Source organism: Pseudomonas sp. 4CAES_32.4, from assembly GCF_058136335.1.
Genome location: NZ_CM176882.1, coordinates 5,061,036 through 5,079,688 on the forward strand (window position 1 = coordinate 5,061,036; position 18,653 = coordinate 5,079,688).

Below are 18,653 nucleotides of genomic sequence, written 5' to 3' on the forward strand. Positions count from 1 at the left end.
ACAGTCGTGATTCAGAAACAACTCGGGGCTGAATCAAACAGCCCCGGTTGCTTACTTTATTGCTTGAAGGCTCAACCTACGCGGTAGTTTGGCGCTTCTTTGGTGATCTGCACGTCGTGAACGTGGGATTCGGCCATGCCAGCGCCGGTGATCCGCACGAACTCAGGCTTGGTGCGCATTTCTTCGATGTTGGCGCTACCGGTGTAGCCCATCGAGGAACGCAGACCGCCCATTAGCTGGTGAATGATCGCGCTCAGGGTGCCTTTGTACGGCACACGGCCTTCGATGCCTTCCGGAACGAGTTTCTCGGCGCCTGCCGAGGAGTCCTGGAAGTAACGGTCGGAGGAGCCTTGCGCCTGGGACATGGCGCCCAGCGAACCCATGCCGCGATACGCCTTGTACGAACGGCCCTGGAACAGTTCGATCTCGCCCGGCGCTTCTTCAGTACCGGCGAACATCGAGCCCATCATCACGCAGGAAGCACCGGCTACGATGGCCTTGGACAGGTCACCGGAGAAACGGATGCCGCCGTCGGCGATCAACGGAACGCCGGTGCCTTCAAGGGCAGCAGCAACGTTGGCGATGGCACTGATTTGCGGGACGCCGACACCGGCGACGATACGGGTGGTGCAGATCGAGCCCGGGCCGATACCGACCTTGACTGCGTCAGCGCCTGCTTCGGCCAGAGCCTTGGCAGCGGCGCCGGTGGCGATGTTGCCGCCGATCACCTGCACTTCAGGGAAATTCTCTTTGACCCAACGAACGCGGTCGATCACGCCTTTGGAGTGACCGTGGGCGGTGTCGACCACCACCACGTCCACACCGGCATGGACCAGAGCGGCTACGCGATCACCGGTGTCTTTACCGGTACCGACCGCAGCGCCCACGCGCAGACGACCTTGATCGTCCTTGCTGGCCAGCGGGTAGGCTTTGGCTTTTTCGATGTCTTTGACGGTCATCATGCCTTTGAGGGCAAACTTGTCGTCGACGATCAGAACTTTTTCCAGACGGTGCTTGTGCAGCAGCTCGCGGACTTCGTTCTTGTCGGCGCCTTCACGCACGGTGACCAGACGCTCTTTAGGCGTCATCACTTCACGTACGGTGGCTTCCAGACGGGTTTCGAAACGCACGTCACGGGAAGTGACGATGCCGACCAGGTCGCCATCGTGCAGTACCGGAACGCCGGAAATGTTGTGCATGCGGGTCAATTCGAACAGGTCACGCACCGTGGCATCTGCCTCGATGGTGATCGGATCCTTGACGACGCCGGCTTCGAACTTCTTGACCTTACGCACTTCGGCAGCTTGCTGCTCGATGGTCATGTTCTTGTGGATAATGCCGATGCCACCTTCCTGAGCCATGGCGATTGCCAGACGGGCTTCAGTAACGGTGTCCATTGCAGCAGAAACCAGAGGAATGTTCAGCTCGATGCCACGGGTAAGGCGGGTCTTGAGACTGACTTCGTTAGGAAGCACCTCGGAATAACCGGGCACTAGGAGAATGTCGTCGAATGTCAGAGCTTCTTGGCTGATACGCAGCATCGCGGGGGCTCCCGAGCGGGAAAATGGAAGCGCGCCATTATAGTCAGACACCCCCTTCGGAGCAACGTAAAACTCAGCTTAATATCAATGTTGCTGATGTACGGGAACGCCCGGCCCTACAGCTCCACCTTGACCCAAGAGACAGGTTGATCGAGCCAATCGGCGAACTCATCGATAAAGCTTTGCTTGAAGCCCGCCTCCAGCCAGTTGTTGAAGATGAAACCGAGGTTGGAAAACGCACATTCCTGCAAAAACAGAAAACCATTGATGTCGTCTTCGTGACCGCATTCCGGGCAGGTGAAGTTGTCGGTGCGGCCTGGGAACCATTCTTCAAGGCTTTCGAACAGTGCTTCGCCGACTTCACGCCGGCACTCGGCGCAACCGGCCTCTTCGAGAAACCCCTTGGCCGGGGTATAGATGCAGCGCTTGGTGACGATCTCCAAGCCGTTGATCGGCTCACCGAACGGCAACGCCTGCGGGTACAGCACCACGGCACGCGCACCATCGGCAATCGCGTACGCCATGCGATTGCCGGTGCGACCGCAGGTGCTCAGCTCCTCCTTGACGATGTTCTTGCGTACCAGCCAACGCAGAATCGCCCGGGCCCGGGGCTCATGGACCGGCAGGGTGGAAATTTTCGGGACGATGATGCTTTGCGAATTCATGGTGCAGCCTGCGACGTCAAATGGAAGTTCTGCGGTGCTCACTCCGCCGCCATCGCGGGCAAGCCCGCTCTCACAGGGATCTCGGTCGATCACAAATGTTGTGTACACCAGAGAAACTGTGGGAGCGGGCTTGCCCGCGATAGCGTCAGTGCGGCCGGCAGCTTAATCCCTGACGAAATCCGGTCAAGTGCTGAGATAACGCCCGATCAACGCAATCCCGCTCGCCAGCACCAGCCACGTCACCAACCGCACGAACGCCTCACGCGACAACCTCATGGTCAACCGCCGGCCAATCCACAACCCCAGCGCCATCGCCGGCAACAGACACAACGCCAACATCAACAAGGGTAGCTCGGCATACACACCGGCGATGGCGAACAGGCTCAAACGCACCACCGTGCTGCAACTGATCAGCGCACTTTGCGTGGCCCGCGCCGCGTCTTTCGGCAGCCGACTGTTGAGATAAATCGCATAGAGAAAGCCGCCGCTGCCAAACAGCGCACCAAACAACCCGCCCACCGTGCCCATCGGCACTGCCCACGCCGCCGACATTTGCGCCGGCCGCGCTTTCATCCAGAGGCTGTAAATCGCATACGCGCTGATAAACAGCCCCATCAACAGCAGCAACACATCAGATTTCAGGTTGAGCAGGAAAATCACTCCCAACGTACAACCGACCGCCATGCACGGCAGTAGCCGCAACAACTCGGGCTTGGCCACATCCCGCCGCGACGGCAACAGATTGCCGAACGCCGCGACAAAATCCAGCAACACCAACAACGGCACGATCTTCGACAAGGGCATGAACAGAATCAGAATCGGCCCCGCGACCAGCGCCGTGCCAAACCCGGCAATGCCGAACACGATATAGGCCAGCGCGATGCCCAGCCCGATCACCGCCCAACCTCCGGCGCCCCATGTCCACTCGCTCAACAACGCCGCCACACTCATGGGTCTACTTCCTTAATAAGTCTGAGATGACTTTAGCCAGCGGCGAGGGTTGCGACTAATATCTTCCAGGTCGCTTACTCATCTCGAAAAGGCATGTCTGGTGCTTTCAACCCGCCAATTGCGTTACTTCGTCGAAATCGCCGAATGCGGCAGCTTCAGTGCGGCCGCCGAGCGCTTGTTCATTGCGCAATCAGCGCTGAGCCGGCAGATCAAGGACATGGAAACGCGCCTGCAAACGCCACTGTTCGAGCGCACCGCGCGCCAGCCCCGACTCACAGCAGCGGGCGAAGCATTTTTGCCGCGCGCACGTAATCTGCTTAATGAGCTGAGCAAGGCCAGCGCCATGGCCACTGCGGTCGGCAATGGCCAACGCGGCACCTTGCGCCTGAGCCATTCGAGTACGGTGACGATCAGCGGATGGCTTCTTCAGCAGATCAGCACCTACCTTGATCAGCAGAGCAGCGTGTCGCTGGACATTGGCAAGTTGTCTTCCGAGGCGCAACTGGAAGAGCTGGCCGAAGGGCGCCTCGATATTGGCCTGCTGCGCCTGCCGGTGTTGCGCCAGCGCGAAGGCATTCAGATTGTCCCGCTGTTCACTGAACGGTTGCTGCTGGCGGTGCCGGCTAAGCATCGATTGGCCGAGGCAGCCGAAGTCGATCTGGCACAACTGAAGGAGGAAGCGTTTATCTCCATTCCCCATCCGCAACGCGGCGGCCTCAGTTATCTGTGTGCCGAGCTGTGCATGCGCCAGGGTTTCTTCCCGAAAGCCGCGCGGGTGATGTCGCGCAAGACCACGCAATTGCAGTTGATTCAGGCCGGTTTCGGCATCGCCCTGCTGCCGGAATCGATGCAAGACATTGCACCGTCGGGCATACGATTTCTTCCGCTGACTGATCCCGATTGCCACAGCACCGTCGCCCTCGCCTACCGCCAGAATCCAACACCGCTGATCCAACACTTCATCCAGACCTTCACACCTCCCGTGTAGGAGCTGACGAGTGAAACGAGGCTGCGATCTTTTGATCTTTTTCCTGCCGATCAAGATCAAAAGATCGCAGCCTGCGGCAGCTCCTACAGGGATCGTGCAATCAGCGGAAGAATGCCTTTAAACTGCGCCCCATGATTAAAGATCCCTTTGCAAGACTTGGCCTGGACCGTGAAGTCCTGACCGTCAGCCAGCTCAACGGCCGCGCGCGGGTGTTGCTCGAAGACGTGTTCAGCAACATCTGGGTCGAAGGCGAAATCTCCAACCTCGCCCGCCCGGCGTCCGGCCACATCTATTTCACCCTCAAGGACAGCGGCGCGCAGGTGCGCTGTGCATTGTTCCGGCAGAACGCGGCGCGCGTGCGTCAGGCGCTGAAAGACGGCCTGGCGGTGAAGGTGCGCGGCAAGGTCTCGCTGTTCGAGGGCCGTGGCGACTATCAGCTGATTCTCGACACCGTTGAACCTGCCGGTGACGGTGCGCTGCGTCTGGCCTTCGATGCGCTGAAAGAAAAGCTCAGCGCCGAAGGCCTATTCAGCGCCGAACGCAAACTGCCGCTGCCGGCGCATCCGCAACGCATCGGCATCATCAGCTCGCCAACCGGCGCGGTGATTCGCGACATCATCAGCGTGTTCCGCCGCCGTGCGCCGCAGGTACAACTGACGCTGATTCCGACCGCCGTGCAGGGCCGCGAAGCCACCGCGCAAATCGTCCGCGCCCTGAAAATGGCCGATGCCCGTGGGTTCGACGCGTTGATCCTCGCCCGTGGCGGCGGTTCGCTGGAAGACCTCTGGTGCTTCAACGAAGAAGCCGTGGCCCGCGCCGTTGATGCCTGCGTGACGCCGATTGTCAGCGCGGTCGGCCATGAAACCGATGTGTCGATCAGCGACTTTGTCGCCGACGTCCGCGCACCGACGCCATCCGCTGCCGCCGAATTGCTCGCGCCCGATTCCAGCCACCTGATCCGTCAGGTCGAAAGCCTGCACCGCCGCTTGGTGATGCGTATGCGCGACCGTTTGATGCGTGATCGCTTGCGTCTGGAAGGCATGGCCCGGCGCCTGCGTCATCCCGGCGAACGTCTGCGCCAGCAAGCGCAGCGTCTGGATGATCTGGACATGCGCATGCGCCGGGCGTTTGAGCGTCACCTCAATACCCGTCGCGAACGGCTGATCCGCCTGGAAACCCGCCTCGCCGGGCAACATCCGGGCCGCCAGTTGGCGATGCTGCGCCAGCGCCTCGACAGCCTCGCCGAACGCCTGCCTCGGGCGATGCGCGAAGGTTTGAAGAATCGTCGTCTGCAACTGCACAGCCAGATGCAGACGCTGCACGTGGTCAGCCCGCTGGCAACGCTTGGTCGTGGTTACAGCATTCTGCTCGATGAGCGCGGCCATGCGATCCGCAACGCTGCTCAGACCCACACCGGCCAGCGACTCAAAGCCAAGCTCGGCGAAGGCGAACTGCAAGTGCGCGTCGAGGACAATCATCTGACGCCCGTCACCCTCTCTTTACTGGACTGATCCATGCCGCGTTTTCTCGCTCCATTGTTGTTGCTCTGTCTGACCTTCAACGCCCACGCTGACAGCTACATCACCCGGCTGCTGAACAAACCGGTGCCGGGCGGTGTGGCCGTGGTTGATCTCGGCGCTGCTGCGCAGGCACCGAAGGCCACGTACCAAGGCAAACCGGTATTGGTGGTCAAAGAACAGAACAACTGGCTGGCGATTGTCGGCGTGCCGTTGACGGTCAAGCCTGGCGCGCAGCAGATCAGCAGTGGCGGGCGCAATTTGCCGTTTACCGTGGGCAACAAGAAATACCCGGAACAGCGCATCACCCTGAAGAACAAACAGCAGGTCAATCCGGATCAGTCAAACCTCAAGCGCATCGAAGGTGAACTGGCTGAGCAGATCAAGGCGTATCGCAGCTTCAGCCCGAACACGCCGAGCAATCTGCTGCTGGACAAACCCGTCAATGGACCGCTGTCGAGCAAGTTTGGTGTGCGTCGTTTCTTTAATGGTGAAGAGCGCAACCCCCACGCCGGCCTCGACTTTGCCGTGCCAGCAGGTACGCCGATCAAGACCCCGGCGGCGGGCAAGGTGATCCTCACCGGCAATTACTTCTTCAATGGCAATACCGTGTTTGTCGACCATGGCCAGGGCTTTATCAGCATGTTCTGCCATATGTCGAAGATTGACGTGAAGGTCGGCGATCAACTGGCGCGCGGCGCGGTGGTGGGTAAGGTTGGCATGACCGGCAGGGCGACCGGGCCGCATATGCACTGGAATGTCAGCCTGAATGATGCGCGGGTGGATCCGGCGATTTTCATTGGTGCGTTTCAACCTTAAGGGTTGTGTTGAGACTGGCTGCCTCATCGCTAGCGGGGCTAGCTCCCACAGGTTTTGTGTTGTGAACATGAGCCATTGTGGGAGCCAGCCCTGCTGGCGATTACTGACTTATTGGCACCGCAATCTCCCTGAAACTCCGCCAACCTCGATTGCGCCCCCATCAAACCTCGCGCAAAAAACCAAACGCCCATCGTTATTACGCACAATAAAATCGCGCAAAAACCCGCTTTCCGAGTATTCCTCTCAATTTTTTTCGACTGCTTGCCATCCTCTCCCCTCGCGGTTAGGGTTGAGGGCATGAAAACCTCTCACACCCTCATTCAGCTTCGCCAGCACCGCAGCCTGTGCCTCGTCAGCGCACGACTGCCGGGCTGAATCGCGGCACCTCGTCCCACGCTTTTCCCAAAACATTGGTAACACCGGCAGGCCGCCTCTTTTCGGCCCAGACAATAAGGAATTTCCCGATGAGCATGCTCAAAGATCCGTCTTCGAAATACCGCGCGTTTCCTGTCATCAACCTGCCGGATCGCACCTGGCCGTCGAAAACCATCGACACCGCGCCGATCTGGTGCAGTTCCGACCTGCGTGACGGTAACCAGTCGCTGATCGAGCCGATGGACGCGGTGAAAAAGCTGCGCTTCTGGAAAACCCTCGTGCAAGTGGGCGTGAAGGAAATCGAAGCCTCGTTCCCGGCCGCTTCGCAAACCGACTTCGACTTCGTGCGTACCTTGATCGAAGAAGGCCACATCCCGGACGACACCACCATTCAGGTGCTGACCCAGGGTCGTGAAGACTTGATCGAGCGTACCTTCGAATCCCTGCGCGGGGCGAAGAAAGCCATCGTTCACCTGTACAACGCCACCTCGCCGTCCTTCCGTCGCATCGTCTTCAACCAGGACAAGGACGGCATCAAGGCCATCGCCGTGAACGCTGCCAAGCTGTTCGTCAAATACGCGGCGATGCAGCCGGACACCGAGTGGACCTTCGAATACTCGCCGGAAACCTTCAGCGCCACTGAGCTGGAATTCGCCAAGGAAGTCTGTGATGCGGTGATCGAGGTGTGGAACCCGACGCCTGAGCACAAGATGATTCTCAACCTGCCGGCCACGGTTGAATGCGCGACGCCGAACATCTACGCCGACCAGATCGAGTGGTTCGGCCGCAACATCAACCGTCGTGACAGCGTGATCATCAGTCTGCACACCCACAACGACCGTGGCACTGGCGTCGCCGCCACCGAGCTGGGCCTGATGGCCGGCGCCGATCGCGTCGAAGGCTGCCTGTTCGGCAACGGCGAGCGTACCGGTAACGTCGACCTCGTTACCGTCGCATTGAACATGTACACCCAGGGTCTCGATCCGCAGCTGGACTTCTCCGACATCGACGGCGTGCGCAAAGTCGTCGAAGAGTGCAACCAGATTCAGGTTCACCCGCGTCACCCATACGTCGGCGACCTGGTGCACACCGCGTTCTCCGGCTCGCACCAGGATGCGATCCGCAAAGGCTTCTCCCAGCAGAAACCAGATGCCCTGTGGGAAGTGCCGTACTTGCCGATCGACCCGGCCGACATTGGCCGCAGCTACGAGGCGGTGATTCGCGTCAACAGCCAGTCGGGCAAGGGTGGCATCGCTTACTTGCTGGAACAGGAATACGGCATCAGCCTGCCACGTCGCATGCAGATCGAATTCAGCCAGGTCGTGCAGCGTGAGACCGACCGCCTGGGCCTGGAGATGACCGCCAAGCAGATCCACTCGCTGTTGATCAGCGAATACCTGCAAGCCAACACCCCGTACGCGCTGGTCAGCCATCGCCTGCAGGAAGAAAACGGCAACAGCAATGTTGAAGTGGAAGTGGCGAGCAAGGGTCAGGGCGAAACCAACCTGCACTGGCGTGGCAAGGGCAACGGTGCGCTGGAAGCACTGGTCGCCGGCCTGCCGATTCCGGTGGAGATCATGGACTACAACGAACACGCGATCGGCGCCGGCACCAACGCCAAAGCAGCGGCGTACATCGAGCTGCGCGTGAACGGTGAACGTGCGGTGCACGGCGTGGGTATCGATGAAAACATCACCACCGCCAGCTTCAAGGCCCTGTTCAGCGCACTGAACCGCTCGTTGAGCCAGCCTGAGGCGAAAGCGGCGTAAGCCTTCGCTGAAATGCAAAAGGCCCTGAAGTGAAAGCTTCAGGGCCTTTTTTTGCCTGCAGGTTTTGTGTTGCCTGTGCCGGCTTTATCGCTAGCAGGGCTAGCTCCCACAGGGGGTTTGTGCTGTGAACACGATCCACTGTGGGAGCCAGCCCTGCTGGCGATAGGGCCTTGGCAGTCAGCGCATAAAGATCAGGTGAACTCGAAGGTGTCGGCATCCAGATTCGCCGGAAAGCGCTCGCGATAAGCCGCCAATGGCGCCGCTTCCAGCACCACCTTGAACACGCCGTCCGCCTCCCCTGCCGCCAGCAAGCTCTCGCCCTGGAAATCCAGCACCTGACTGTCACCGGTATAGGCAAAACCCTTGCCGTCAGTGCCAACGCGATTCACCGCCGCCACGTAGCAGAGGTTTTCGATGGCCCGTGCCGGCAACAGGCGATTCCAGTGCAACCGTCGCGCCCCCGGCCAATTCGCCGTGTACAGCAGCAGATCAGTATCCTGCGAATCACGACTCCACACCGGGAAACGCAGGTCGTAGCAAATCAACGGGCGAATCCGCCAGCCCTTGAGCTCGAACTGCACCTGCCGTTCGCCGGGCGTGTAATGGTTGTGCTCGCCGGCCATGCGGAACAGGTGACGCTTGTCGTAATGCAACACTTCGCCGTCCGGCCGTGCCCACAGCAAGCGATTGCGATGGCTGCCGTCAGCCGCCTGGATGATTACGCTGCCGGTGATCACCGCATTCAATTTAGCGGCCTGCGTCCGCAGCCATTTGTGGCTCGGACCGTTCTCGGGCTCGGCGAGGGTTTCCGATTCCATGGAGAAGCCGGTGGTGAACATCTCCGGCAGGATGATCAGATCCGCGCCCTGCGCCTGTTCCAGCAACAGCTCGAAGTGTTCGAAGTTGGCCTGACGGTCGTGCCAGGCCAGGCTGGTCTGGATCAGCGCCAGGTTCAGATCGGGTAACGCACTCAGATCACGCATAGTTTTGCCGCCGCTTCACGCAGCGTCTCCTCGCGTTTGGCAAAGCACAGACGCACCAGGCGCTGGCCTTCGGGTGGATTCTGGTAGAAGACCGACACCGGAATACTCGCCACGCCGTGCTCGCGGGTCATCCACATCGCCATCTCGACGTCATTCAGGTCAGGACGGATCTGTGAGTAATCGACCAGTTGGAAATAGGTGCCGGTGACACGTTTGAAGGTGAAGCGCGACGGTGCCAGCAGATCACAGAACAGATCGCGTTTGGCCTGATAGAAGCCCGGCAACTCTTCGACGTGTTCAGGGTGCTCGGCCATGTAGTCGGCCAGCGCGTATTGCAGCGGGGTCACGCAGCAGAAACTGACGTACTGATGGACTTTGCGCAACTCGGCGGTCAACGCCGGGGGTGCGACGACGTAACCGGTTTTCCAGCCAGTGACGTGATAGGTCTTGCCGAACGAGCTGACCACGAACGCACGCGGGTACAACTCTTCGTGAGCAAGCACGCTGACGTGGGGCACGCCGTCGAACACCAGGTGTTCGTAGACTTCATCGCTGAGCAGATAGATGTCGCGATCGCGGATCAGCGCCGCCAGTTGGTCCAGTTCCGCACGGCTGATCAGGGCGCCGCTCGGGTTGTGCGGGGTGTTGATAACGATCATCTTCGTGCGCGGGCTCAGGGCCGCGGCGAGTTTGTCGAAATCGATGGAGAAGTCGTCCGCATTCAGCTGTACATGCACGCAACGACCACCGGCCAATTCCGTCGCCGGTGCGTAGCTGTCGTAGCACGGATCAAAAACGATGACTTCGTCGCCGCTGTGGATAACTGCCTGAATCGCACAGAAGATCGCCTGGGTCGCGCCCGGCGTCACGGTGACTTCGTTATCTGCATCGACGTTGACGCCGTAACTGCGGGCGATCTTCGCGGCGATCTGCTCACGCAGCGCCGGCAGACCGGTCATTGGCGAATATTGGTTATGACCACTGGCAATGTGCCGACCGACCGCATCACGCAGCGCCTGAGGGCCGTCAAAATCAGGAAAACCCTGTGACAGGTTGATTGCGCCGGTTTGCGCGGCCAGCTGAGACATCTGCGTGAAAATAGTGATGCCGACATTCGGCAGCTTGCTGGTGATCATGGGGGATTCCCTGCTCAACACCCGGCTCTGACGACGGCGCGGGAGAGCCCGAGGATAGCCCATCCGGCGCTCATAAAAAAAGGGCGCCGGATGGCACCCTTCTCTCATATTGATCGTTCCCACGCTCTGCGTGGGAATGCAGCCTTGGACGCTCTGCGTCGGCCGCTTTGTGACGCAGAGCGTCACGGGATACATTCCCACGCGGAGCATGGGAACGATCAACAGCCAGCGACCTTATTTCTTGTCGCGGCGCTTCTTGTCGGCTTTCTTGTGGTGCGACATCAAACGACGCTTCTTGTTGACCTGGCGGTCGGTCAGCGCAGTCTTGTTGCCTTCGTACGGGTTCTCGCCACCCTTGAACTCGATGCGGATCGGCGTACCGACCAGCTTCAGCACACGGCGGTAAGTGTTTTCCAGATAGCGCACATACGACTTCGGCACTTTCTCGATCTGGTTACCGTGGATCACGATAATCGGCGGGTTGGCACCACCCAAGTGGGCGTAACGCAGCTTGATCCGGCGATTGTTGACCATCGGTGGCGCGTGCTCGCCAACCGCATCTTCCAGAATCTGGGTCAGACGGTTGGTCGGCCAGCGGGTAACCGCCGACTTGAACGAGTTCTGCACCGAAGCGTAGAGGTTGCCCACGCCCGTGCCGTGCAGTGCCGAGATGAAGTGGATGTCGGCGTAATCAACGAAGAACAGGCGACGCTGCAGCTCGACCTTGACGTAGTCGCGCTCGCTCGGCGTCATGCCGTCCCACTTGTTGATCGCGATCACCAGCGCACGACCCGACTCAATGGCGAAGCCCAGCAGGTTGAGGTCGTGATCGACCACGCCTTCGCGGGCGTCCATCACGAAGATCACCACGTTGGCGTCTTTGATCGCCTGCAGGGTTTTCACCACGGAGAATTTTTCGACTTCTTCGTGGATCTTGCCGCGCTTGCGCACACCAGCGGTGTCGATCAGCGTGTACTTCTCTTCGTTCCGTTCGAACGGGATGTAGATACTGTCGCGGGTGGTGCCAGGTTGGTCATAAACGATTACCCGGTCTTCACCGAGCATGCGGTTGACCAAGGTCGACTTGCCCACGTTCGGGCGGCCGATGATGGCGATCTTGATGCCGTCCTTTTCGCTTGGGCCAGGAATGCGCTTGGCTTCCTCGCCTTCGGCAACGACTTCTTCCTCTTCACCTTCCGCCAGCTCGTCATCATCGCGCGGGAAATCGCCCAGGGCGGCTTCCAGCAACTGCGTGATGCCGCGGCCGTGAGCACCGGCGATCGGGATCGCGTGGCCCATACCCAGCGGGGCGAATTCGGCGCGGGCCATTTCCGGGTCGATGTTGTCGACCTTGTTGGCGACCACGTGGGAACGCTTGTTACGTTTGCGCAGGTGTTCGGCGATCATCTGGTCGGCGGCGGTAAAACCGGCCTTGGCATCTACCAGGAACAGCACAACATCAGCTTCTTCAATGGCCAGCAGCGACTGCTCGGCCATTTTTTCGTCCATACCATGCTCGTCACCGGAGATACCGCCGGTGTCGATCAGAATGTAGGAACGCCCTTGCCACTTGGCCTCACCGTACTGGCGATCACGGGTCAGACCGGACAAGTCGCCGACGATGGCGTCGCGAGTCCTGGTCAGGCGGTTGAACAAGGTGGATTTGCCGACGTTCGGTCGGCCCACCAGGGCGATTACGGGAACCATGCGGCTCTCCACTTCGTTATTTCAGAAAATACAAAAGCCGCTGCGAGGCAGCGGCTGGTGCTCGGGGCAACACTGCGGGAGTGAACAGGTCCACTTCCACAAGTGAAGCTGCCTGGGGTGTTATCCCCAAGCATAGTTGTTACTTGATGGTCAGGGCTTCCAGTTTGCCGCTGTTGCCATACACATAAATCGTGTCACCCACCACCAGCGGACGGGCACGCAGGCCGTCGCTGTCGATGCGCTCACGGCCGACGAAACGACCGTCAACCTGACTCAGCAGGTGCAGATAACCTTCCAGGTCACCCACTGCAACATAGCTGGAGAACACTTCCGGAGCCGACAGTTGACGGCGAGCCAGCGAATCGTTGCTCCACAATGCAGTGGTGGAACGTTCGTCGACGCCTTCAACGGTGCCCGAGGACAGGCTCACGTAAACGCTGCCGAAACCCTGGGCGATACCGGCGTAGCTCGACGCATCGCGCTGCCAGAGTTGACGACCGCTTTCCAGATCCAGTGCCGCAACGCGACCCTGATAGCTGGCAACGTACAAAGTACCGCCGGACAGCAGCAGGCCGCCGTCGATGTCGACCACGCGCTCCAGTTCCGAACGACCCTGTGGAATCGCAATGCGTTGTTCCCAGACCGGCACGCCGTTGGAAATATCCAGCGCGACTACTTTACCGGTCGACAGCCCAGCCACCGCGAGGCGGTTAGTGACCAGCGGGGCACTGGTGCCACGCAGGGTCAGTACGGCCGGAGTGCTGTCATACACCCAGCGCTGAGTACCGGTCGATGCATCCAGACCGATCAGACGATCGTCCTGAGTCTGCACAACCACAACGTCACCGTTGTTGGCCGGTGGTGCGAGGACTTCACTGTTGACGCGAGCGCGCCACTTCTCTTCACCGTTGCTGGTGTCCAGAGCGACGACTTCGCCACGCAGGGTGCCGATCAGAACCAGACCATAACCAACGCCGACAGCGCCGGAGACAGGCAGATCAAGATCCTGCTTCCATTTCACGTCGCCATTGCCACGATCCATGGCCATCACCACACCGGTCACATCGGCGGCGTAGATGGTGTCACCGTCGATCGCCGGCACCAGCATGTTGTAGGTTTCGCCCTGACCGTCACCGATCGAACGACTCCACTGCTTTTGCAGAACCACTTCTTCTTTGAAGTCGGTCAGTTCAGCCGGTGGCAATTCTTTTTTGCTGTTGCTGCTGCAACCCGCGGCCAGAAGGGCCAGAGCCAGCAATGCTGCATGCTTCCAACGGATCACGTCACGCATCCCCTTTGGCCAGGTCGTCGAGCTTGATTTGAAGGCCACCGACCGCCGCTTCATCCGACAGTGCCGCCTTGGCTTTTTGATACGCCTTGTTCGCGTCATCGGTACGGCCCAGCTGCACCAGCAGGTCGCCCTTGAGTTCTTCGCGAGTCGCCAGGAACGCTTTGTCGGCGTCGCCGTCGAGCAGTTTCAGGGCATCTTCAGCCTTGTTCTGTGCGCCGAGTACCTGAGCCAGACGCTGACGGGCGATTTCGCCCAGCGCCGGGTTGGCCGGTTTGTCGACGATGGCTTTCAGCTCGGTCGCGGCGTCGTCCAGCTTGCCGCTGTCCACAGCCACTTTGGCCACGAACAGGCTGCCGTACTGCGCATAGGCAGAACCGCCGAATTCGCTGTTGAGCTTGCCGGCCAGATCCGCAACGCGGGCAGCATCAGGCTTGCCGTCAGGCGTCAGCGTGGTTTCCAGCAATTGCTGATAGAGCACCGAGGCGCCTTGCGACTGGTTGCTCTGGTATTTGTGATATGCCTGCCAGCCGAACACGATGACCAGCGCCAACAGGCCGCCGGTGACCAGAGGTTTGCCGTTGCGTGTCCACCAGTCCTTCAAATCCGCCAACTGTTCGTCTTCGGTACTCGACACCCCAATACTCCTTAATCGCTAAATCGGCTGTTTAGACAGCTTCAACCCTGCACGACGCAGGTGGCCAGGTGAGCGGCGAGCGCATCCCAGGCAATGCTTTGTTGTTCGCCCTGGCCACGCAGGGGTTTGAAACCTACCACTTGCTGGGCCATTTCGTCGTCACCGAGGATCAGTGCGTACAGCGCACCGCTCTTGTCGGCCTTCTTGAACTGGCTTTTGAAGCTGCCGGCGCCGGCATTGACTTGCAGGCGCAGGTTTGGAAGTTGATCACGAACACGTTCAGCCAGGGCCAGACCGGCCAGCTCGGCTTCTTCACCGAAGGCACAAAGGTAGACGTCGACCTGACGGGAGATTTCTTCCGGGATCTGCTCAAGGGTTTCCAGCATCAGCACCAGACGCTCGATGCCCATGGCGAAACCGACGCCGGTGGTTGGCTTGCCGCCCATCTGCTCGACCAGACCGTCATAACGACCGCCCGCGCAGACAGTGCCCTGGGCGCCGAGCTTGTCGGTGACCCATTCGAAAACAGTTTTGCTGTAGTAATCGAGGCCGCGAACCAGTTTCGGGTTAAGCACGTACGGAATGCCGACGGCATCCAGACGCGACTTCAAACCCTCGAAGTGCGCGCGGGACTCATCGTCGAGGTAGTCGGCCATTTTCGGCGCATCGACCAGCACTGCTTGGGTGTCGGCATTTTTCGTGTCGAGCACGCGCAGCGGGTTGGTTTTCAGGCGACGCTGGCTGTCTTCGTCAAGCTTGTCGTAGTGCGCCGAGAGGTACTCGACCAGCGCTTCACGGTAGCGACCACGGGACTCGCTGGTGCCCAGGCTGTTGAGTTCGAGCTTGACCGCATCACGGATGCCCAGCTCGCCCCACAGGCGCCAGGTCATGATGATCAGCTCGGCGTCGATGTCCGGACCGTCGAGGTTGAACACCTCCAGACCGATCTGGTGGAACTGGCGATACCGGCCTTTCTGCGGGCGCTCGTGGCGGAACATCGGGCCGATGTACCAGAGTTTCTGCACCTGGCCGCCACCGGTGATGCCGTGTTCGAGCACCGCACGCACGCACGCCGCGGTGCCTTCCGGACGCAGGGTCAGGGAGTCGCCGTTGCGGTCTTCGAAGGTGTACATCTCTTTTTCGACGATGTCGGTCACTTCACCGATCGAGCGCTTGAACAGCTCGGTGAACTCGACGATCGGCATGCGGATCTGCTTGTAACCGTAGTTATCCAGCAGGCGCGCAACGGTGCCCTCGAAATAACGCCACAGCGGGGTCTGTTCGGGCAGGATGTCGTTCATGCCACGAATGGCTTGCAATGACTTGCTCACTTTAAATCCTTAAATTCGTTCGGCTCTTCAGTCAGGGTCAGCCGCGCGCGATTACGGCAGCGTCAGCTTCGACCTTTTCGGCCGCTTTCTGGCGGATCAGCCTTTCCAGCTCGTCCACCAGATTGTCATTCGTCAGTTTCTGCGCCGGCTTGCCGTCGATGTAAATCAGGTTTGGCGTGCCGCCGGTCAAGCCGATATGGGCTTCCTTGGCTTCGCCGGGGCCGTTGACCACACAACCGATCACCGCGACATCCAACGGCACCAGCAGGTCTTCAAGGCGCCCTTCCAGCTCGTTCATGGTCTTGACCACATCGAAGTTCTGCCGCGAGCAGCTCGGGCAGGCGATGAAGTTGATGCCACGGGAACGCAGATGCAAAGACTTGAGAATGTCGTAACCGACCTTCACTTCCTCGACCGGGTCGGCCGCCAGCGAGATGCGGATAGTATCGCCAATCCCCTCGGCGAGCAGCATACCTAGGCCCACGGCGGATTTCACTGTGCCCGAACGCAATCCACCGGCTTCGGTGATGCCCAGGTGCAGCGGCTGAACGATTTCTTTCGCCAGCAGGCGGTAGGCTTCAACGGCCATGAACACGTCGGAGGCTTTCACGCTGACCTTGAAGTCCTGGAAATTCAGGCGTTCGAGGTGCTCGACGTGACGCAGGGCGGACTCGACCAGCGCGGCTGGTGTCGGCTCGCCGTATTTCTTTTGCAGGTCTTTTTCCAGCGAACCGGCGTTGACGCCGATGCGGATCGGAATGCCGCGATCACGGGCGGCATCGACCACGGCACGCACGCGGTCTTCACGACCGATGTTGCCCGGGTTGATGCGCAGGCAGTCCACACCCAGCTCAGCTACGCGCAAAGCGATCTTGTAGTCGAAGTGGATGTCGGCAACCAACGGCACCTTGACCAGTTGCTTGATCTTGCCGAACGCCTCTGCGGCGTCCATGTCCGGCACCGAAACGCGAACGATGTCGACGCCCGCGGCTTCCAGACGATTGATTTGCGCAACAGTGGCGGCAACGTCATTGGTATCACTGTTGGTCATGCTCTGCACCGCGATCGGCGCATCGCCGCCCACCGGTACGTTGCCGACCCAGATCTTGCGCGAAACGCGACGTTTGATTGGAGATTCGCCGTGCATGACTTATTGACCCAACTTCAGGCGAGCAGTCTCGCCACTGGTGAACGGAGCGATATCGACCGGTTGGCCGTTGTAGCTGACCTGTGCGGCACGAGCTACGCCCAGACGTACGTTAAGCGGCGGCTTGCCGGAAACGCTGACGCTGTCGCCTTTATGCTTGAGACCACTGAAGATCACTTTGCCACGACCATCGGTCACCTGTGCCCAGCAATCGGCGCTGAACTGCAGTTGTACCTGACCTTCGCCAGCAACGGGTGCGACTGCTTCTGCGGTGGCTGCCGGAGCAGCAGGAACAACCGGAGCAGTAACGGTCGGCGCCGGAGTGGCCGGCACGGTAGGCGCTGGGGTCGCCGGAGTGGCGACAACCGGCGCCGGTGTATGAACCGGGGCGGTCGGCGTTGCAGCCGGAGCAGTTGGAGTGATGGCCGGAGCAGCGCCTTCGGCACCGGTCGATTCAGCCGTGGTTTCGGACTGAGGCAACGCCAGTGTCGTCGACGTATCGGCCTGATTCTCCTCGACAGCCTGGTCTTCCGGCTCATCGATCGGGTGAATCTGGGTCGTACCGTCGGCACCTTCGACTTCAACGTGCTCAGGCGCCAGAGACGTCAGGTCCTTGGTGCGCAGTGAGGTCTGATCCTGCCACCAGACGAAACCGCCGCCGATGACCGCGATCAGCAACAGCAGGCTGACGATTCGCAGAATGGTGTGGGAAACCCGCACAGGCTCTTCGATACGGCCGAGGGCGTGGACGTTGCTGCCCTGGGAATCGGTGCCGGTGGATTGGTCGAACTGCTGAACCAGTACAGTCTGGTCCATGCCGAGCAATTTGGCATAGGCGCGAATGTAACCGCGAGCGAAGGTATGCCCCGGCAGCTTGTCGAAAGCGCCGGCTTCAAGATTGCTCAGGGAAGTCACGGTGAGGTTGAGCTTGAGGGCCACTTCGGCCAGCGACCAGCCATTGCTTTCGCGGGCCTGGCGCAGGGTCTCACCGGGGTTAACGCGATTCGCTGCTACAACTTCGGGATGCGCCGCTTTCATCATTGCTCCGACAGGTATTGCTGATATTCCGGCGTACCGGGATAGAGTCGTTTTAATTGCAGGCCATAACTGGCGGCCTTGTCGCGATCTTCAAACACTTTTGCCAGCCGAACACCGAGCAATAGACTACGTGCATTTTGTTCGGTCAGCAGGCTGAAACGGTCGTAATAGTCACGTGCGGGCACATAATGCCTGTCTTCGAAGGACAACTCAGCCATTTCCAGCAATGCGCGTGGTTGTTGGCGGTTCAAACGCAGGGCCTTTTCCAGCTGCTGCTGCGCCAGATCACGCTCGCCAAGCTTTGAAGCGGTCATGCCGAGGTTCTCGAACACACGCGAACGCTCAGGATACAGGGTATCGGCGGCGGCCTGTTCAAAACGCTCGTAGGCTTCTTTATAACGCTGTTGTTCGTAGAGAAAACTGCCGTAGTTGTTGAGGATCCGCGCATCGGCAGGACGCGAGGACAAGGCCTTGCGGAAGTGTTCGTCGGCCAGTTCCGGTTCCATTTCGGACTGGAACACCAAGCCCAGGGCCGCATTGGCGTCAGGATCGGAGCCGTCGATTTCCAGCGCCTTCTTCAGCGGCACCTTGGCCCGCTCGCTCATGCCTTGTTGCAAGTATCCCAGCCCCAACTGCACGTACGCAGCCCGCGCTTCATCGCGGCCCTTGCTGGTCTTCATCGGGTTGTAGTCACCCGACAGGACACAACCAGCACACAGGCTGGCCAACAGCAACAGCAGCGCAAAGCGCAGGGACATAGA

At 60.0% G+C, this 18,653-nt stretch carries 16 protein-coding genes; 4 read left to right on the forward strand and 12 right to left on the reverse strand.

The genetic code is table 11. From position 1 onward, the window contains the following. Positions 1-71 precede the first annotated feature (71 nt). The 3 genes from guaB to AC3Y64_RS22680 all read right to left on the reverse strand — a co-directional run bounded on the left by guaB (position 72) and on the right by AC3Y64_RS22680 (position 3,157). The gene (guaB, locus tag AC3Y64_RS22670) at positions 72-1,541 is read right to left on the reverse strand and encodes an IMP dehydrogenase (RefSeq protein ID WP_158960958.1); all 1,470 of its coding nucleotides are present in this window, start codon (positions 1,539-1,541) and stop codon (positions 72-74) included. 116 nt (positions 1,542-1,657) lie between these two features. Further along, positions 1,658-2,206, reverse strand: coding sequence for a sugar ABC transporter ATPase (locus AC3Y64_RS22675; protein ID WP_489985328.1), 549 nt, complete (start codon positions 2,204-2,206; stop codon positions 1,658-1,660). Between the two features lie 183 nt (positions 2,207-2,389). Next, positions 2,390-3,157 carry a sulfite exporter TauE/SafE family protein gene (locus AC3Y64_RS22680; RefSeq protein WP_489985329.1) on the reverse strand — a complete coding sequence of 256 codons (768 nt, stop codon included), beginning with the start codon at positions 3,155-3,157 and terminating at the stop codon, positions 2,390-2,392. A gap of 100 nt (positions 3,158-3,257) precedes the next feature. Between AC3Y64_RS22680 and AC3Y64_RS22685 the strand changes: the two genes are divergently transcribed. From AC3Y64_RS22685 to leuA, 4 genes are all read left to right on the forward strand, one after another. Continuing rightward, positions 3,258-4,145 carry a LysR family transcriptional regulator gene (locus AC3Y64_RS22685; RefSeq protein WP_489985330.1) on the forward strand — a complete coding sequence of 296 codons (888 nt, stop codon included), beginning with the start codon at positions 3,258-3,260 and terminating at the stop codon, positions 4,143-4,145. 131 nt (positions 4,146-4,276) lie between these two features. Beyond that, positions 4,277-5,656, forward strand: a complete 1,380-nt coding sequence (gene xseA, locus AC3Y64_RS22690) for an exodeoxyribonuclease VII large subunit (protein WP_489985331.1) — start codon at positions 4,277-4,279, stop codon at positions 5,654-5,656. 3 nt (positions 5,657-5,659) lie between these two features. Then, positions 5,660-6,481: a peptidoglycan DD-metalloendopeptidase family protein gene (locus AC3Y64_RS22695; RefSeq protein WP_489985332.1), complete on the forward strand. Its 822-nt coding sequence runs from the start codon at positions 5,660-5,662 to the stop codon at positions 6,479-6,481. A 464-nt stretch (positions 6,482-6,945) separates the two neighbouring features. Next, the gene (leuA, locus tag AC3Y64_RS22700) at positions 6,946-8,625 is read left to right on the forward strand and encodes a 2-isopropylmalate synthase (protein WP_053123514.1); all 1,680 of its coding nucleotides are present in this window, start codon (positions 6,946-6,948) and stop codon (positions 8,623-8,625) included. Between the two features lie 191 nt (positions 8,626-8,816). On the opposite strand, the gene AC3Y64_RS22705 is transcribed toward leuA, so the two are convergent. The 9 genes from AC3Y64_RS22705 to pilW form a co-directional block, all read right to left on the reverse strand. Then, positions 8,817-9,608, reverse strand: a complete 792-nt coding sequence (locus AC3Y64_RS22705) for an amidohydrolase (protein ID WP_158960947.1) — start codon at positions 9,606-9,608, stop codon at positions 8,817-8,819. Beyond that, positions 9,596-10,744 carry a pyridoxal phosphate-dependent aminotransferase gene (locus AC3Y64_RS22710; RefSeq protein ID WP_489985333.1) on the reverse strand — a complete coding sequence of 383 codons (1,149 nt, stop codon included), beginning with the start codon at positions 10,742-10,744 and terminating at the stop codon, positions 9,596-9,598. The genes AC3Y64_RS22705 and AC3Y64_RS22710 overlap by 13 nt, the downstream gene beginning before the upstream one ends. A 234-nt stretch (positions 10,745-10,978) precedes the next feature. Further along, complete coding sequence (gene der, locus AC3Y64_RS22715) at positions 10,979-12,451, reverse strand: ribosome biogenesis GTPase Der (protein ID WP_158960943.1); 1,473 nt, start codon at positions 12,449-12,451, stop codon at positions 10,979-10,981. A 139-nt stretch (positions 12,452-12,590) separates the two neighbouring features. Beyond that, positions 12,591-13,742 carry an outer membrane protein assembly factor BamB gene (bamB, locus tag AC3Y64_RS22720; protein WP_016984368.1) on the reverse strand — a complete coding sequence of 384 codons (1,152 nt, stop codon included), beginning with the start codon at positions 13,740-13,742 and terminating at the stop codon, positions 12,591-12,593. Next, the gene (locus tag AC3Y64_RS22725; protein ID WP_038362971.1) at positions 13,735-14,376 is read right to left on the reverse strand and encodes a YfgM family protein; all 642 of its coding nucleotides are present in this window, start codon (positions 14,374-14,376) and stop codon (positions 13,735-13,737) included. Before AC3Y64_RS22725 ends, bamB begins: the two co-directional genes overlap by 8 nt. A gap of 41 nt (positions 14,377-14,417) precedes the next feature. Beyond that, positions 14,418-15,707 carry a histidine--tRNA ligase gene (gene hisS, locus AC3Y64_RS22730; protein WP_489985334.1) on the reverse strand — a complete coding sequence of 430 codons (1,290 nt, stop codon included), beginning with the start codon at positions 15,705-15,707 and terminating at the stop codon, positions 14,418-14,420. A 37-nt stretch (positions 15,708-15,744) separates the two neighbouring features. Further along, positions 15,745-16,854, reverse strand: a complete 1,110-nt coding sequence (gene ispG / locus AC3Y64_RS22735; protein WP_008084646.1) for a flavodoxin-dependent (E)-4-hydroxy-3-methylbut-2-enyl-diphosphate synthase — start codon at positions 16,852-16,854, stop codon at positions 15,745-15,747. A gap of 3 nt (positions 16,855-16,857) precedes the next feature. Beyond that, the gene (locus AC3Y64_RS22740) at positions 16,858-17,892 is read right to left on the reverse strand and encodes a RodZ domain-containing protein (RefSeq protein ID WP_489985335.1); all 1,035 of its coding nucleotides are present in this window, start codon (positions 17,890-17,892) and stop codon (positions 16,858-16,860) included. Beyond that, positions 17,892-18,650: a type IV pilus biogenesis/stability protein PilW gene (pilW, locus tag AC3Y64_RS22745; protein ID WP_489985336.1), complete on the reverse strand. Its 759-nt coding sequence runs from the start codon at positions 18,648-18,650 to the stop codon at positions 17,892-17,894. Before pilW ends, AC3Y64_RS22740 begins: the two co-directional genes overlap by 1 nt. Positions 18,651-18,653: the final 3 nt, after the last annotated feature.

What these genes read in the sequence shown, in the direction of transcription:
- guaB (WP_158960958.1), bottom strand. Translation starts at nt 1,541, where the DNA reads ATGCTGCGTATCAGCCAAGAAGCTCTGACATTCGACGACATTCTCCTA.
- AC3Y64_RS22675 (WP_489985328.1), bottom strand. Translation starts at nt 2,206, where the DNA reads ATGAATTCGCAAAGCATCATCGTCCCGAAAATTTCCACCCTGCCGGTC.
- AC3Y64_RS22680 (WP_489985329.1), bottom strand. Translation starts at nt 3,157, where the DNA reads ATGAGTGTGGCGGCGTTGTTGAGCGAGTGGACATGGGGCGCCGGAGGT.
- xseA (WP_489985331.1), top strand. Translation starts at nt 4,277, where the DNA reads ATGATTAAAGATCCCTTTGCAAGACTTGGCCTGGACCGTGAAGTCCTG.
- AC3Y64_RS22695 (WP_489985332.1), top strand. Translation starts at nt 5,660, where the DNA reads ATGCCGCGTTTTCTCGCTCCATTGTTGTTGCTCTGTCTGACCTTCAAC.
- leuA (WP_053123514.1), top strand. Translation starts at nt 6,946, where the DNA reads ATGAGCATGCTCAAAGATCCGTCTTCGAAATACCGCGCGTTTCCTGTC.
- AC3Y64_RS22705 (WP_158960947.1), bottom strand. Translation starts at nt 9,608, where the DNA reads ATGCGTGATCTGAGTGCGTTACCCGATCTGAACCTGGCGCTGATCCAG.
- AC3Y64_RS22710 (WP_489985333.1), bottom strand. Translation starts at nt 10,744, where the DNA reads ATGATCACCAGCAAGCTGCCGAATGTCGGCATCACTATTTTCACGCAG.
- der (WP_158960943.1), bottom strand. Translation starts at nt 12,451, where the DNA reads ATGGTTCCCGTAATCGCCCTGGTGGGCCGACCGAACGTCGGCAAATCC.
- bamB (WP_016984368.1), bottom strand. Translation starts at nt 13,742, where the DNA reads ATGCGTGACGTGATCCGTTGGAAGCATGCAGCATTGCTGGCTCTGGCC.
- ispG (WP_008084646.1), bottom strand. Translation starts at nt 16,854, where the DNA reads ATGCACGGCGAATCTCCAATCAAACGTCGCGTTTCGCGCAAGATCTGG.
- AC3Y64_RS22740 (WP_489985335.1), bottom strand. Translation starts at nt 17,892, where the DNA reads ATGAAAGCGGCGCATCCCGAAGTTGTAGCAGCGAATCGCGTTAACCCC.
- pilW (WP_489985336.1), bottom strand. Translation starts at nt 18,650, where the DNA reads ATGTCCCTGCGCTTTGCGCTGCTGTTGCTGTTGGCCAGCCTGTGTGCT.